The 15012-nt window shown below is 71.1% G+C and carries 12 protein-coding genes; 10 read left to right on the forward strand and 2 right to left on the reverse strand.

The window, feature by feature from the left end:
* Positions 1-79: 79 nt before the first annotated feature.
* Together RM788_RS46150 and RM788_RS46155 are read left to right on the forward strand one after the other, a co-directional pair.
* Positions 80-949: a methyltransferase domain-containing protein gene (locus RM788_RS46150; RefSeq protein WP_315927200.1), complete on the forward strand. Its 870-nt coding sequence runs from the start codon at positions 80-82 to the stop codon at positions 947-949.
* A gap of 361 nt (positions 950-1310) precedes the next feature.
* Positions 1311-2141: a methyltransferase domain-containing protein gene (locus RM788_RS46155; protein ID WP_315927201.1), complete on the forward strand. Its 831-nt coding sequence runs from the start codon at positions 1311-1313 to the stop codon at positions 2139-2141.
* A 217-nt stretch (positions 2142-2358) separates the two neighbouring features.
* Here the strand turns inward: RM788_RS46155 and RM788_RS46160 are convergent, their stop codons facing one another.
* Entirely contained in the window at positions 2359-3600 is a 1242-nt protein-coding gene (locus RM788_RS46160; protein WP_315927203.1) for a cytochrome P450, read from the reverse strand.
* A 469-nt stretch (positions 3601-4069) separates the two neighbouring features.
* Here RM788_RS46160 and RM788_RS46165 point away from each other — a divergent pair, with 469 nt between their 5' ends.
* The 8 genes from RM788_RS46165 to RM788_RS46200 all read left to right on the forward strand — a co-directional run bounded on the left by RM788_RS46165 (position 4070) and on the right by RM788_RS46200 (position 13273).
* Entirely contained in the window at positions 4070-5107 is a 1038-nt protein-coding gene (locus tag RM788_RS46165) for a polyprenyl synthetase family protein (protein WP_315927205.1), read from the forward strand.
* Positions 5108-5194: 87 nt separating this feature from the next.
* Positions 5195-6367, forward strand: coding sequence for a cytochrome P450 (locus tag RM788_RS46170; RefSeq protein WP_315927207.1), 1173 nt, complete (start codon positions 5195-5197; stop codon positions 6365-6367).
* 10 nt (positions 6368-6377) lie between these two features.
* A complete protein-coding gene (locus tag RM788_RS46175; RefSeq protein ID WP_315927209.1) occupies positions 6378-7274 on the forward strand; it encodes a UbiA family prenyltransferase in 897 nt (298 codons plus the stop codon).
* Positions 7271-8101 carry an arylamine N-acetyltransferase family protein gene (locus tag RM788_RS46180; RefSeq protein WP_315927211.1) on the forward strand — a complete coding sequence of 277 codons (831 nt, stop codon included), beginning with the start codon at positions 7271-7273 and terminating at the stop codon, positions 8099-8101. The genes RM788_RS46175 and RM788_RS46180 overlap by 4 nt, the downstream gene beginning before the upstream one ends.
* Positions 8098-10200: an aminodeoxychorismate synthase component I gene (gene pabB, locus RM788_RS46185; protein ID WP_315927213.1), complete on the forward strand. Its 2103-nt coding sequence runs from the start codon at positions 8098-8100 to the stop codon at positions 10198-10200. The genes RM788_RS46180 and pabB overlap by 4 nt, the downstream gene beginning before the upstream one ends.
* Positions 10197-10991 carry an aminotransferase class IV gene (locus RM788_RS46190; protein ID WP_315927215.1) on the forward strand — a complete coding sequence of 265 codons (795 nt, stop codon included), beginning with the start codon at positions 10197-10199 and terminating at the stop codon, positions 10989-10991. The genes pabB and RM788_RS46190 overlap by 4 nt, the downstream gene beginning before the upstream one ends.
* 13 nt (positions 10992-11004) lie before the next feature.
* The gene (locus RM788_RS46195; RefSeq protein WP_315927217.1) at positions 11005-11949 is read left to right on the forward strand and encodes an AurF N-oxygenase family protein; all 945 of its coding nucleotides are present in this window, start codon (positions 11005-11007) and stop codon (positions 11947-11949) included.
* A gap of 34 nt (positions 11950-11983) precedes the next feature.
* On the forward strand, positions 11984-13273 hold the full coding sequence (locus tag RM788_RS46200; protein ID WP_315927219.1) for a 3-deoxy-7-phosphoheptulonate synthase class II: 1290 nt from the start codon (positions 11984-11986) through the stop codon (positions 13271-13273).
* A 48-nt stretch (positions 13274-13321) separates the two neighbouring features.
* Here RM788_RS46200 and RM788_RS46205 read toward each other — a convergent pair whose 3' ends face one another.
* Positions 13322-14983 carry a carbamoyltransferase N-terminal domain-containing protein gene (locus tag RM788_RS46205; protein ID WP_315927221.1) on the reverse strand — a complete coding sequence of 554 codons (1662 nt, stop codon included), beginning with the start codon at positions 14981-14983 and terminating at the stop codon, positions 13322-13324.
* Positions 14984-15012: the final 29 nt, after the last annotated feature.

The following is a 15012-nucleotide window of genomic DNA, read 5'->3' on the forward strand; positions in this document are numbered from 1 at the left end:
ACACCAACGTCGTCGGCATCCGAGTCCTGGAGAAGTGATCGTGTCAAATGTGGATGAAGTCTCAAGCTCATCTCGAACGGTGCTGGACCCTCAGGATGAGGTGAAGCTGGTCGGCCAGTACTACGACGAAAAAACGGCCAAGCTCATTCGCAAATACGGGCCCGGCCCCAGGATCCACTACCACGTAGGCCACTACCCGTCCTCCGAAACGCCCCGGCACGCCGAAGGTGCGACGGCCGATTCCATCCGCGGCAGCATCCGGCTCCACCAGGAGGGCCTGCTGCGGTACGCGGCCAAGATCTGGGGCGCCGAGCACCGGCTGTCGGGGAGGATCCTGGACGTCGGCTGCGGCCTCGGCGGCGGCTCGCTCTTCTGGGCGCAGGAGTACGGCGCCGACGTGACGGCGGTGACCAACGCGCCGGAGCACGCGCCGATCGTCGACGGGTTCGCGCGTGAATGCGGCCTGGAGGGCAAGGTCCGATCGCGGATCTCCGACGCGATGCACCTGCCCCTGGACGGCCCCTACGACGCGGCGGTGGCGATCGAGAGCAGCGGCTACTTCAACCGCCCCCAGTGGTTCGAGCGCCTCTCGCGCGTGCTCCGCCCCGGCGGGAGCGTGTGCGTCGAGGAGGTGTTCACCACGGGCCCCCACGGGGCCGATGTGTGGGCCGAGTACTTCTACACGAAACCGGTCTCGGTGCTCGACTACGCGGAAGCCGCGCGGGCCGCGGGTTTCGAACTGGTCGACGAGGTCGACGCCACGTCGGAGACCGCGCCGTTCTGGGACGAGAGCGCCGCTTGGACGAAGGCGGTGCTGGACGGCGACAACGGCCTTTCGGCGGTCGAACGCAGGCAGATGAGGATCTCCCTGATGGCGAACCAGGCACTTGGCGCCGAATGGAAAGCAGGGGGCTTGCAGCTGGGCTTCCTGCGCTTCGAGCTGAAGTGAGCGATGAATGGGGTGAAACGCGACGGGATTCTCCACGTCGGCTGATTCCCGACGTCCTCGCAACACCCGATGGCCCGCGCGGCCTCCAGTAGACCACGCAGGCGCTCGGCCGGGGTCGCCCAGTCGAGCGCCTGCGCGGACTGCCGCCGGACGCCCGTCCAACAGCCGGACTCGAACACGGCGTCGGCGTCCCGCGGCGGCCACCAATCCGCAGAACAGTCCACTCCGGGCTTTGCGCCGCCTTCTTCGGGGTTCCCCCCGAAGTCGAGGCAGCGGGTTCCCCCGCCTTTCGACGTGACCGCTGAGGGGCGTTCCCGGCACGTGGTCCGCGGTCGACCTCCACAACGATACGGAGTTCCCCATGACGGTCGAGCAGTCTCCCGCCCACAACGACGTCCGCAACGTCTACGACGGGTTCGGTCGGATCTACGGTTCCGTGTGGGGCCCCAACATCCACTACGGCTACTGGGAGGACGACGCCGACGACAGCTCCGTCGAGGTGGCCACGGACCGCCTGACCGACCTGATGATCTCGGGTCTCGACGCGAAGGCGGGCCAGCGGGTCCTGGACATCGGCTGCGGCATCGGCAATCCCGCGCAACGGCTCATCCGCACCAGCGACGTGAACGTGGTCGGCATCACCGTCAGCCACATCCAGGTGGCGGACGCCACGGCGCTCGCGGCCGAGGCCGGGCTCGCCGACCGGGCCACGTTCCAGTTCGCGGACGCGATGGACATGCCCTTCCCCGACGGCTCGTTCGACGCGGCCTGGGCGTTCGAGTCCATGTGGCACATGCCCGACCGCGGCCAGGTGCTCTCCGAGGCCGCCCGCGTCCTGCGCCCCGGCGGCCGCCTCGCCATCGCCGACGTCATCCAGCGCGACCCGATCACCTCCGAGGGGCAGGTGGTCCTGGACCACATCTGCGAGAACTACGCGGTGCGCTCCCTGGGCACCATCGACGAGTACCGGACGGCGTTGGCCGCCAACGGTTTCGTCGACGTGGAGATCCGGGACATCACCGACAACGTCATCCGCACCCTCGGGCTCATGGCCGACGCCTTCGAGACCGTCAGCGACAAGCTGGTCGACCTGGTCGGCGCGGAGCAGGCCGCTTCGCTCATCCACTTCGTGCGCAGGTTCGGGGCGATCCCGGAGAGCGGCTACGTCTTCCTGACCGCGGTCCGCGCGTAGCCCGCCCCTCGGCTCGGCGGCGCCCGCACGGAGGTGTCGACCTGCCCGCCGCACATGCCCTTGGCCCGCGCCACGTCCTGGCGCGGGCCAAGGGCATGTGGCGTCAGGTCGCGTGAACCCCGACGAAGTGGTCACCACAGCGTTCCACCCCCTGCGCGCCGGCCGACCGGCGATCAGGGGGTGGAAGGCGTTCACGCGACCGCCCGGACGTCCGTCCTCAGTGCCGCACCCGCAACTCGGTCAACGCCCGGAGCGGGAACACCGGCCGGTGGTGCGGCCGCTGCCCCGGCGCCAGGGTGAGACCCGGCAGCCTGGCGGCGATGGCCTGCACCGCGATCTCCAGTTCCGCGCGGGCGAACCCGGCTCCGAGGCAGAAGTGGATGCCGTGCCCGAACGCGAGGTGCGTGGCGGACCGGCTGCCGGGGCTGAACGCGGCCGGGCACGCGTGGGCGCGGCTGTCCCGGCCCGCCGCCCCGTACAGCAGGAGCAGCCTGCTCCCCTCGGCCAGGTGGACGTCGCCGACCACCACGTCGCGGGTCGCGGTCCGGTACATGCCCGCCAACGGGCTGTCGAACCGCAGCCCCTCCTCGACGAGGTCCCGCGTGTCGATCTTCCCGTCGACGACCTCGGCCCAGCCGCCGGGGGACCGGAGCTGCTGGTAGAGGATCGTGCCAAGCGCTTCGGCGCAGGTCATGTGCCCCGCGAAGATCAGCGTGGGGATCTGGACGGAAACCTCGTCGGCGGTGAGCGTCTGGCCGGCCTTGCCGTCGTGGAGCAGCTCGCTGATCAGGTCGTCCCGCGGCGAGGCCAGCCGTTCCCGCGCGATCGAACGGGCGAACTCCCCGAAGTCCATCAGCCCGCGGGCGTTCTCGCGCAGCCGGTCCGGATCCGCGTCGCGCTGGAGCATCATGAGTTCGATGCGCTGCTCGGACCACGTGCGGCAGCGGTCGAGGTACTCGTCCGGGACCCCGAGGCGCCGGCAGATCACCTCCAGGGCGTACGGGACGGCGAACGCCGAGATGACGTCGAACTCCTCCGCGACCGCGGCGCGCTCGACGAGGTCGGTGGCGATCCCGCGGATCGCGGGTTCGAACGCCCTGACCCTGGCCGGGGTGAACCCGGCGTTGAGCACGTCCCTGATCCTGGCGTGCTCGGGAGGGTCGAGCGAGCCGACGGCCACCGCGTCGGAGCCGCGCCAGGTGCGGAACATCCGGCTCACGTCCTCGGGCAGCGCGACCGCGGGACGGGGGTTGTGGTCGCGCGCCGAGAAGCTCCGGTCGTCCCGCAGCACGGCGACCATGTCCTCGCGCCGGGTGACGCACCACGCGCCGAGCAAAGGGGCGTAGAACACCGGCTCCGCATCTCCGACGCCTGCCAGGAATGAGTACGGGTCGTCGCGATGCGCGCCGTACGGGTCGAACGGCCTGCCTTCACGCAATTGCCCGGAATCGGTCGACATAGCCATTTCGCCTCTCAAGCTTCCAGTGGACCATTCCTGGTGCTGATCAGTGGTGTCGTGCGATATCGCTCGGCCTGCCGAGCCGAGGCGGGCCCACTCGGCCGGGGAGTTGTTCGGCGGCCCCGGTGCGGCCGGCCCGTGGTGCGGCCGGACTCGAACACGGCCTGGTGCCGCCCGGCAACCACCAATCAGCAGAATAGTCCAATCCTGGCTTTACGCCGCCTTCTTTGGGGTTTTTCCTAAAGTCGAGCCTGCTCACGCCACGTCGTTGACACGGCAAGGGCGGGTCGTTCAGGATACTGGTCGGGACTACCGCACAAATAATCCGGCATCACCCGAGATTCGGATTGCACGCAGACCGGGAGTCGCCCGTGGTGATGTCGGGCGATTCGTGTTCAATTCACGAACGCCGTGTGCGCGGGTCCGACCAGGAATCGGGAAGTCGTGCGACCACCGGAGGAGAATCCCGATGAGCACACTCGACACCCCGTCGACCGGGCTCCAGGCCCTCCTGTCGCCGAGGACGGTGCGGTCCGCGGTGCTGCCCGTCGTGCGGCAGCAGGTGTCCGCGCTGGAGCCGACCCTGGCGCGGATCTGCTCCTACCACCTCGGCTTCACCGACGAGCACGGTGATCCCAGCGGTGCGGCGAGCGGCAAGCTGACCCGCGCCGCCCTCATGACGGCGACGGCCGGGGGAGTCGGCCTGCGGCCGGAGGACGTCCGGGCCCAGGCGGCGGCGCTGGAGCTGCTGCACAACTCGACCCTGATCCACGACGACATCATCGACGGCGACGAGCTGCGCCGCGGCCGCCCGGCCGCGTGGAAGGTGTTCGGCGCCGACCTGGCCATCCTGGCGGGGGACGCGTTGCAGGCCCTCGGCATGCAGGTGGTCGTCGACGACCCAGGCCCCGGCCGCGCGGAGATCTCCAGCGCGTTCGCCGAAGCCCTCCGCCTGGTCCTCGCGGGCCAGTCCCGCGAGTTCACCGTCCGGCTGGGTCCGGGCGCGAGCATCGCTGAGTACAACCGGATCGTGGAGGAGAAGACGTCCGCGCTGCTGGAGTGCGCGCTGGTGACACCCGCGCTGCGGGCCGGCAGACCGGAGCACGTCCTGGTCGCCCTGCGCGGCGCGGGCAGGCACCTGGGCCTGGCCTTCCAGATCTTCAACGACGTCGAGGACATCTGGGGCGATCCGGCGGTGACCGGCAAACCCGTCCGGGGCGACATCCGGCGGCGCAACCCGTCCCTCCCGGTGCTGGCGGCGCTGTCCGCGGGCAGCCCGGTCAGCGAGCGGCTGCGCGGGCTGTGGCGCGCCGACGGCACCGCGGCGGCGCACCTCCAGGAGATGGCCGACCTCACCGAGGAGGCAGGCGGCCGCCACCTGGCCGAACAGCTGTCCCGCGGCCATCTCGACACGGCCCTGGAGCACCTCGGACGAGCCGCGCTGTCCCCGGCGGCGACCTCCGAGGTGACCGTCCTGTTCGATCGCATCGTCAACCGCACGGCATGACCCGTGACCCGCCGATGCGATGAGCGCCGGTACGACGTGATCGCCTTCGACAAGGCGGTCCGAACCCCGATCCGACGGAGGTCGTCAGTGAGTACCCCGGTTCAACTGCCGTTCGAGCAGGCGAACGTGCTCCAACTCGCGCCGGGGCTGCGCACGCTCCAGTCACGGGGATCGGTGCACCGGGTCCGCACCCCCGACGGTGACGAGGCGTGGCTGGTCACCGGTCACGCCAGGGTGAGGCAGCTGCTCGACGACGACCGGCTCAGCCGCTCGAACCCCGATCCGGAGGCCGCGGCGAAGAACAGCGGGTCGGCGCTCCTCGCCTCCCTGCTGGGCGGTTTCGCCACCGACCACGCCCGGTTGCGCGCGCTGCTGGAACCGCACTTCTCACCCGAGCGGATGCTGGCGCTGCGGCCCTACGTCGAAAAGGTCACCGGGCAGCTCCTGGACCGGCTCGCAGGGCAGGAGCCGCCGGTGGACCTGGTCCGGGCGTTGGCGGTGTCGCTGCCCATCCAGGTGATGTGCGAGTGGCTGGGCGTGCCGCAGGAGGACAAGGACCGGTTCGGCGGCTGGACCCAGGACGCCGCCAACATCGGCGACCCGGTCAGGTCCAAGCAGGGCCTGGGCGGGCTGTTCGGCTACTGCAGGCAGCTCGTCGCCGACAAGCGGCGGAATCCGGGCGACGACGCGATCTCCAGGATCTGCGCGACCGAGGGCATCGAGGACAGCGAGGTCCTCGGGCTGACGGCGTTGCTGCTGTTCGGTGGCTACGAGACCACGGTGGCCCGGATCGGCACCTGCGCGTTGCTGCTGCTGTCCGACCCCGAGCAGTGGCGGGCGTTGGTGGACGACCCCGCCCTCGTCCCCGCCGCCGTCGAGGAGACCCTGCGGCTGTCGATGCCGAACCCGCACAACGGCGGCATGCCCCGCTACGCGGTGACCGACTTCGAGATCGACGGGGCCGCGATCCGGGCGGGCGACTTCGTGATGCTGAACATCATCGCGGCCAACCAGGACGAGGCGGCCTTCGAAGGCCCCTGCCGGGTCGACGTCGCGCGCGACACCGCGGACAGCCTCGCGTTCGGGTACGGCGCGTACCACTGCGTGGGCGCGGCGCTGGCGCGGACGCAGCTGCAGGTGGCGATCACCCAGCTCGTCGCGCGCTTCCCGACCATGCGCCTGGCCGTCGGCGTGGACGAGCTGGGGCTGCGCGACGACACGCTGATCGGCGGGTTGGTCCAACTTCCGGTGACATGGTGATTGGATCCTGATGCTGCACAAGATATCCGCGGGCGTCGTGACGAAGAGCCCGGACTCGATCCGCTCCTACCTCCTGCTGATGAGACTGGACAGGCCCACGGGGTACGTCCTCTACCTGCTTCCGGGGCTGTGGGCCGTCGTGTTCGCCTCCGGGAAGCGGCCGGACCTGCTGTCGGTGGCGGCTGTCGTGGTCGCCGCGGTGCTGATCCGCGGCTTCGCCTGCGCGAGCAACGACGTCACCGACAAGGAGATCGACGCGCGCGTCTCCCGCACCGTGGGGAGGCCTGTCGCGGCGGGGACGATCAGCGTCCGCAACGGGATCCTCTGGGCCGCCGCGCAGGCCTTCGCCGCGCTGCTGGTCCTCGCGGTGGCGAACGTCGAGACGGCCCTGGTCGCACTGGCCACGTACCCGTTGATCGTCGCCTACCCCTTCATGAAGCGCTTCTTCGTCTGGCCCTCGGCCTTCCTCGGGCTGGTGATGAGCACCTACGTGTTCGTCGGCTGGACGGCGGCGACCGGGAACGCCGACTACCCGCTCCCGGTGTACGGCCTGTACGCGGCCGGGATCTTCTGGACCATGATCCACGACGCGATCTACTCCCACCAGGACAAGGAGTCCGACCGCGAGATCGGGGTCAAGTCGTCCGCCCTGCTGTTCGGCGGGTCCACCAAGGCGTGGCTGTCGGTGTTCATCGTCCTCAGCGTCGCGGGTGTGGTGTGGGCCGGTTCGCTCACGCCGATCGGGTGGGCGTTCTACGCGACCGTGGTGCTGGCGGCGCTCTACCTGTCCTACCTGGTCTTCCGGGTGGACCTGGACGACCCGAAGGCGTGCTGGGACACCTTCGTCGCCAACACCTACTACGGCTGGATCGTTCTCGCGGCCGTGATCGCCGGGCAGTTCACATGAGCGGCTCGATGTGGCAGGGCGGAGGCGTCGACCTGGACGCCTACCTGACCCGCGTGGGCCACCACGGCGACGTGGCCCCGGACCTCGCCACGCTCCGGGCCCTGCACGTCGCCCACGTCGACGCGATCCCCTTCGACAACCTCGACCCGCTGCTCGGGCGCACGGAGGTGCCGCTGGACCTGGACAGCGTCCAGGAGAAGATCCTGCGGCAGGGCCGCGGAGGCTGGTGCCTGGAGCAGGTCGTGCTGACGGCCGCCGTGCTGGACCGCATCGGGTTCACGTTCACCGCGTTCGCGGGCAGGACGCGCAGCCGCACCGGGAAGAAGTTCGGGCCCGCCCTGCACGTGGCCCTGTGCGTGGAGCTGGACGGCGAACGCTGGATCCACGACGTGAGCTTCGGCGCCTACGGGCTGCACGAGCCGATGCGGCTCGAGGACGGCTCGCGGCTGGACGGCGACTGGTCGTTCGACCTCGTGCGGGAGCCGACCGGTGAGCAGGTGATGCGGTTCCTGCGGCCGGAGGGACCGATGGAGGTCTACGGCTTCACCACGGACGTGCGCTACCCGTCGGACTTCGAGCTGCTCAACCACTTCTGCCTCACGCACCCGCGCTCGCCCTTCAACCGCCGGATGGTCCTGCAGCGCACGCGGCCCGAGGTGCGGCACCTCCTCGTCGGCAACGTGCTCACCGAGATCCGGCCGGGAGAGCCCGAGACGTCCCGCGAACTCGACGAGGCCGAGGCGCTGTCCGCTCCCGAGGAGGTCTTCGGGATCACCCTGGAGCCGGGCGACGTCCGGGCTCTCGCGAAGACCCTGGCCGGCCCATGACGCGCACACTGCTGGTGGACAACTACGACTCGTACACCTTCAACCTGTACCAGCTGATCGCCGGGATCAACGGCAGGGAACCGGTCGTCGTGGTGAACGACGACCCGTTGCTGTCCGGTCCGCTGCCGGAGGACGTCGACAACATCGTCGTCTCACCGGGCCCCGGCCGCCCGCAGCACGCCCGCGACATCGGTCTCGTCGGCGATCTGCTGCGCCGCACCGAGTTGCCGGTGCTGGGTGTCTGCTTCGGACACCAGACGATCGCGCACCTGGCCGGGGCGTCGGTGGTCGCCGCGCCCGAACCGAGGCACGGGCACCTGGCCAAGGTCTCCCACGAGGGCGATCCGCTGTTCGCGGGCGTTCCGCGCGAGTTCGTCGCGGTCCGCTACCACTCGCTGTGCGTCGAGGAGCCGCTGCCCGAGGAGCTCGTCGCCACGGCGTGGGCGGACGACGGCGTGCTCATGGCGCTGCGCCACCGCGACCGGCCGCAGTGGGGCGTGCAGTTCCACCCCGAGTCGGTCGCCTCCCAGTACGGCGGCGAGATCCTGCGGAACTTCGCCGACCTGACCCGGACGCGGCGCGGACAGCGGCCGTCGATCACCGTCACCGGGACCGCGGGCGCATCGCGCGACGACGCCCCCGGCACGCCCGCGGAACTGGGCATCGTGAGCGGGGTCGTGCGGACCGACGCCGACGCGGAGGCCGTCTTCCTGGAGCTGTTCGCCGACAAGGAGCACTGCTTCTGGCTGGACAGCAGCAGGGTGGAGGAGGGCCTGTCCCGGTTCTCGTTCCTCGGTGACACGTCGGGACCGCTCAGCGAGGTGCTGACCTACCGCACCGGCAGCGGGGCGGTCCAGGTGCGCGACGCCGACGGCGCCCACGTCGTCCCCGGCAACGTGTTCGACGTGCTGGAGCAACGGCTGCGGGATCGGCGGGTGCCCGAATCGGACCTGCCGTTCAACTTCACTGGCGGCTACGTGGGCTACTTCGGCTACGAGCTGAAGGCCGAATGCGGGGCCGAGGCCCGCCACAGCGCCGAAACACCCGACGCCGCCTGGATGTTCGCGGATCGCGTCATCGCGTTCGACCACCGGGAGGGACTGACCTACCTGGTGGCCGTGCACGACGGGCGCACCGCGCGCGACGCGCAGGAGTGGGTGGACCGGACGTCCGCGGAACTGGTGGGTCTGCGCCCGGTCGACGACGAGCCGGTCGGCGTTCCGGCGTCGGGCCCGCCCCCGGACGCCGAGGAGTACCTGGTCCGCGGCCGGAACCAGTACCTGGCCGACATCGAGGAGTGCGGGCGGCAGCTGAACCTGGGCGAGAGCTACGAGATCTGCCTGACCGACAAGCTGCACCTGCCGTTCCACGACGACGACACCTCCTTCTACCGGCGGCTGCGCCGGGAGAACCCGGCGCCGTACGCCGCGCTGGTGCGCCTCGGCGACGTCACGGTCTTCTGCTCGTCGCCGGAGCGCTTCCTGCGCGTCGAGCGGGACCGCACGGTCACCAGCAAACCGATCAAGGGCACCGCCGCCCGCGACGCCGACCCCGTGCGCGACGCCGAGATCGCCGCGACCCTGGCCTCCAGCGCCAAGACGCAGGCCGAGAACCTGATGATCGTCGACCTGCTGCGCAACGACCTCGGCCGGGTGTGCGAGGTGGGCAGCATCGACGTCGACCCGTACCTGGCCGTCGAGAGCTACCAGACCGTGCACCAGCTGGTCTCCACCGTCCACGGCAGGCTCAAGGACGGGGTCAGCGCGATGGACTGCGTCCGGCAGTGCTTCCCCGGCGGCTCGATGACCGGTGCGCCGAAGCTGCGCACCATGGAGATCATCGACAGCCTGGAGACCGAGGCCAGGGGCGTGTACTCCGGCACCCTCGGCTACTTCGGCCTCTCCGGCGCCACCGACCTGAACATCGTGATCCGCACCGCGGTCCGCGTCGGCGACCGGTTGACCATCGGCGCGGGCGGGGCGATCGTGCTCGACTCCGACGCCCAGGAGGAGTACGAGGAGATGCTGCTCAAGGCGGCGGCGTCGCTGCGCGCCTGGCGTGCGCCCGCCGTGTCGGACGCGGGCGGCTCCCAGCGATGAGCGTCGGCGGCAGGCGCGGAGCGGACGTCGAACCCGGTCGTCGGTGGTGGGACGACGACGGGTGGTCGCCCTCCGACGGGAGCGGGACGGTGCGGGTCATCGACTCGTGGCTCGTGGACGAGGGGCGGGTGCGGGGACTCGACCGGCACGCCCGGCGCTTCGGTGAAGCCTGCTCCCGGTTCTCCGGACCGGGAACGGCCGGGTTCCTGCGCGCGGTCGCCGAGTCGTTGCCCGCGCGGGGCCGGTGGTTCCCCCGCGTCGAACTGGTGGAGACCGGTTCCCGCGAGCGGCTGCGCCTGTGGCTGCGTCCCGCGCCCCCGCGCACCACGACCGTCCGGCTGTGGGACTCGGGGCCCGACCGCCGGACCCTGCCCGCTGTCAAGGGCGTCGACCTGGACCACCTGACCGCCCTGCGCGCCGCCGCGGTCGCGGCCGGAGCCGACGAGGCGCTGCTGCTCTCGTCCGGAGGGCACGTGCTCGAAGGATCCACGACGAGCCTCGTCTGGTGGCGCGGTGACGCCCTGTGCGGTCCACCGCCCGGCCCCGGACTGCTGTCCGGGGTCACCCGAGCCCTGCTCGGCGAACTGGCCGGTCGGCCGGTCGTCCCCGAATCCGCCACCCCGGCGGAGCTGGCGGACGTCCCCGTGTGGACGGTGAACGCCCTGCACGGCATCCGGCCGGTCGCCGGGGGACTGGGCCGGTTCCTCGAAGAGGACGCGGCGGAGGCCGAGCGGTGGCAGGCGCGCCTGGAGTCGCTCGCCGTTCCCGCCGTCCCCGCCCTGTTCACCTGAAGGAGGTTCTCCGATGCCCGACACCGCGGCACGTGAAGGATCCGAGTACGAGCGCGACCTGCTGGTCCAGCTGACCAGCCGCTGGAGCAAGCGGGTGGCCGTCAAGAAGGACGAGCTCGACCTGGACGGGCACTTCGACGCGGCGCTGCCCGACTTCCCCGAACACCTCGTGCCGGTGTTCAGCCTGCCGGGCGCCGACCGGCTCGACCGCGACGCCCGCGAGCGCATCATGTCCGCGGCGTGGATCGCCTACAACGCCAAGACCACGGCCATCGAGGACGAGATCATCCTGCCGGTGTGCCGGATGATGCTCCAGGACCGGATCCCCGTCCGCCACGACGACGTCGCCGTCGACGCGCTGCACCAGACGATCATCGACGAGCACTACCACATCCTGATGTGCAACAACGCCGTCGGCGTCACCCGCCGCAGGCGCGACATGGCGGACGTGCGGTTCGCGCCGGACGCCTGGTCGGTGGTCCAGGGCCGGGCCGCGGCCAGGGCCGGGCTGTCCGGGTTCGACCGCGACATCGTCGACATCGCGTTCTCCCTGGCCGCCGAGACGACGATCAGCGGGTTCCTCTCCGGGCTCTCCACCGCCGAGGACATCCAGCCGATGAACCGGATCACCACCGACATGCACCGGCGGGACGAGAGCGGCCACGCGGTGGTGTTCCGCGAGTTGTGCGGCTCGCTCTACCGGAGCGTGGACAGCGCGCAGCAGCGGATGTTCCGCGAAGCGCTCGTCGGCGGCCTGGCCTCGTTCCGCTCCGCGGACCTGGAGCCGTGGGTGGCCGTCGCGGCGCAGGGCGGCTTCGAGATCGGCGTCGACCAGATGGCCGAGTGGGCCGCGTCCCGGCCCGTACCCGCGCGGGACACCGGACCGCTGCAACTGCTGCTCGACGACCTGGGCATCAGCCACGACCTCGTCGAGGCGGTCCGGGTGAACCGGTCCTGACCCGCCCTGTCCAGCCACGCGATCGTGAGGTCAGATGAGCGACGGCGCAGTCGAAGCGGCCCCGGACTGGCGGACGCTCGTCGCCCACCAGCGACCGGAGTGGCCCGACCGGGCCCGGCTCGACGAGGTGGTGGCGGACCTGGCGGCCTCGCCCCCGCTGGTCGCGCCCGAGGAGTGCGACGCGCTCACCGCACGCCTCGCGCGGGTCGCGGACGGCAGGGCGTTCCTGTTGCAGGGCGGTGACTGCGCCGAACGCCTCGACACCCTCTCGACGGAGGCGATCCACCGCAAACTGGTGCTGCTCCAGCAGATGTCCGTGATCCTCTCGTCCGCCTCGGCGCTCCCGGTGGTCACCGCGGGCCGGATCGCGGGCCAGTACGCCAAGCCCCGGTCCCGGCCGACCGAGACCGTCGACGGGCGCACGCTGCCGGTGTACCGGGGCGACGCCGTGAACGGCATCGACCCCACCCCGGCCGAACGGCGACCCGATCCGGCCCGGCTGCGCCGCGTGTACGACGCCTCGCGGTACACGTTGGACGTCCTGCGCGCCCACACCTACGACCCGCGCCGGCTGCGCGAACGGAACCAGGCCTTCGTCGCCCGCTCGCCCGCGGGTCTCGGCCACGGTCTGCCGGACCTGTCACTGTCCTCGATGGACTCGAGTGGGGCGGAGTTCTTCGCCAGCCACGAGGGCCTGCTGCTCGACTACGAGGAAGCGCTGACCCGCCACGACCGGCGCTCCGGCCGGCGGTACGCGGGCAGCGGGCACATGCTGTGGATCGGCGACCGCACCAGGCAGCTCGACGGCGCCCACGTGGCCTACTTCGCGACCATCGACAACCCCGTCGCGGTGAAATTGGGCCCGGCCACCACGCCCGAGCACGCGCTGGCCCTGGTCGACCGCCTCGACCCGGACCGCAGGCCGGGCAGGCTGACGTTCATCGTGCGCATGGGGGCCGACCGGGTGCGGGACCTGCTGCCGGAGCTCGTGGAGAAGGTCAACGCCTCGGGCGCGCCGGTGGTGTGGGTGAGCGATCCCATGCACGGCAACACCTTCCAGGCGCCCAGCCTGCACAAGACCCGGCGTTTCGACGACGTCCTCGACGAGGTGGCGGGGTTCATCGAGGTGCACAGGGCGCTCGGCACCCACGCGGGCGGCCTGCACGTGGAGCTGACCGGTGAAGACGTGACCGAGTGCGTCGGCGGCAGTGGCGGGCCGGGTCTCGAGGACCTGCACCGCGGCTACGAGTCGGCGTGCGACCCGCGCCTCAACGCCGACCAGGCGCTCGAACTGGCGTTCCTGGTCGCCGGGATGCTGCGCTGAAACGGGCGCGGGGCAGGAGCCCGCGCCCGTTCCGGCGGGGGAAAGCGGCTATCCCCTGTCGGGGTTCGTGTACAGCGTCCCCTCCGACCAGATGTACCGGGTCCCGCCCCACCGGGCCGCCGACTCGACGTCGGGGAAGAAGCCCCGTCCCTCCAGGTTCGCGCTGGTGTTGCACAGCAGGGGGATGCCGCTGATCTCCGCGTAGGCGACGAGGATGCGCGCCGTGGCGGTGTCGCGGGTGGACGGGATGGTCTGGAGCCGGGCGGTGCCGTCCAGGTGCACGATCGCCGGGACGCGCTCGGCCCAGCCGGGGCGCATGCGGTGCTCGAAGATCATGTAGGGATCGGGTGTGCCGGGGGTGAAGACCTCCGGCGCGCGGTCCTCCAGGCAGATGGGCGCGACGGGCCGGTACTGCGCCCGGTTCTTGATGTCGTTGAGCCGGTCCTTCATCCGGGTGCTGGTCGCGGGCGCGATGATGCTGCGGTTGCCCAGGGCGCGCGGGCCCAGCTCCGCCCGGCCGGACAGGACGACCACCGGCTCGTCCTCGGTGTGCAGGACGGCGGCCAGTTCCCGCTCGTCGCAGGGCCGTGCGCTCCACCCGTCGGGGAGGGTGCCGGTGGTGGTCCGCGGTCCGCTGTGGACGTCCCACTCCAGCGCCGTCCCGCCGCGCCGGAACATCTCGCAGGCCGCTGTCCCGATCGCCGCCCCCGCGTCGTTGGGGAAGGGCGGGACGAAGACGTCCCGGAAGGCCCCGCTTGCCCGGATCGCGGTGTTCCACTTGATGTTCAGCGCGCAGCCGCCGCCGAGCACCAGGTTGTGGGCGCCGTCGGGGAAGCGGCTCCGCACCGCCGAGGTGAGTCGTTCGAGCAGGTTGTGGCCGAGGTAGGCCTGGTAGGTGGCGATGAGGTCCGCGTTGGACAGGCCCGGCATCAGCTCGTCCCGGTTCGCGGCGACCTTGTCCCCGAGGATCCCCACCCTGTCGACGGGCATGTCGGCGAACTCGGCCATGAGGTCGTCGAAGACGGCGAAGGCGGCGGTGTCGACCCGGCCCTTGGCGGCGTAGGCCATGGCCTTCCCCGCGACGGAGAGGTGGTGGCGGATGGCCCGGTCCGACGTCATGTCGTCGGTGTCGCACAGGTACGGCTCGAACCGCGCGCAGAACGCCGCGAAGCTGCCTCCGTAGACGGGCATGAGGGCCTCGACGAAGGTCACCTCGCGGGTCGCGGCCCGCACCAGGTAGAGGCGCGGCGTGATGATGCCGTCCCAGACCAGGACGAACGCGTCCTCGCCCCTGGCCGCGAACGGGCTCGAGCAGTACGTGCCGATGAGGTGGTTGGCGACGTGGGTGTAGCTGGCGTAGTCGCCGAAACCGCGGTCGTCGAAGGTGTGGCGTTGCAGCGGACCGTCGTCGCCGGGGCTCTCGAGGTAGGGCGCGACCCGGAGCCGCACCGGCACGCCGCCCGCGTCCACGGTGACGGCGGGCTTGCCCTCGGCGTCCTCGGTGTACCAGCCGTCGACCACGAACTGGTCGATGTCGGCGGGTGACAGACCCTCCGCGGCGAGGATTTCGGTCACGCGTTCCAGGTTTCCCAGGGCGCTGTAGCGTTCGCCGTTCCCCAGCTTCTCGATCTCGTAGCTGAAGAGGAGGCGGCCGTCCTCGATGACGGCGACCCCGCCGTCGTGTGATGCCTTGATCCCGCAAATGCGCATTGGTCGGTCGCACCTTTCTGGTCGTACGG

The sequence above is a fragment of the Umezawaea sp. Da 62-37 genome (assembly GCF_032460545.1).
Lineage (GTDB): Bacteria > Actinomycetota > Actinomycetes > Mycobacteriales > Pseudonocardiaceae > Umezawaea.

Excerpts from the sequence above, each read along its gene's own strand:
- RM788_RS46180 (WP_315927211.1), top strand. The coding sequence starts at position 7,271 with ATGAGCGGCTCGATGTGGCAGGGCGGAGGCGTCGACCTGGACGCCTAC.
- RM788_RS46205 (WP_315927221.1), bottom strand. The coding sequence starts at position 14,983 with ATGCGCATTTGCGGGATCAAGGCATCACACGACGGCGGGGTCGCCGTC.
- RM788_RS46195 (WP_315927217.1), top strand. The coding sequence starts at position 11,005 with ATGCCCGACACCGCGGCACGTGAAGGATCCGAGTACGAGCGCGACCTG.
- RM788_RS46200 (WP_315927219.1), top strand. The coding sequence starts at position 11,984 with ATGAGCGACGGCGCAGTCGAAGCGGCCCCGGACTGGCGGACGCTCGTC.
- RM788_RS46155 (WP_315927201.1), top strand. The coding sequence starts at position 1,311 with ATGACGGTCGAGCAGTCTCCCGCCCACAACGACGTCCGCAACGTCTAC.
- RM788_RS46160 (WP_315927203.1), bottom strand. The coding sequence starts at position 3,600 with ATGTCGACCGATTCCGGGCAATTGCGTGAAGGCAGGCCGTTCGACCCG.
- RM788_RS46165 (WP_315927205.1), top strand. The coding sequence starts at position 4,070 with ATGAGCACACTCGACACCCCGTCGACCGGGCTCCAGGCCCTCCTGTCG.
- RM788_RS46190 (WP_315927215.1), top strand. The coding sequence starts at position 10,197 with ATGAGCGTCGGCGGCAGGCGCGGAGCGGACGTCGAACCCGGTCGTCGG.
- pabB (WP_315927213.1), top strand. The coding sequence starts at position 8,098 with ATGACGCGCACACTGCTGGTGGACAACTACGACTCGTACACCTTCAAC.
- RM788_RS46175 (WP_315927209.1), top strand. The coding sequence starts at position 6,378 with ATGCTGCACAAGATATCCGCGGGCGTCGTGACGAAGAGCCCGGACTCG.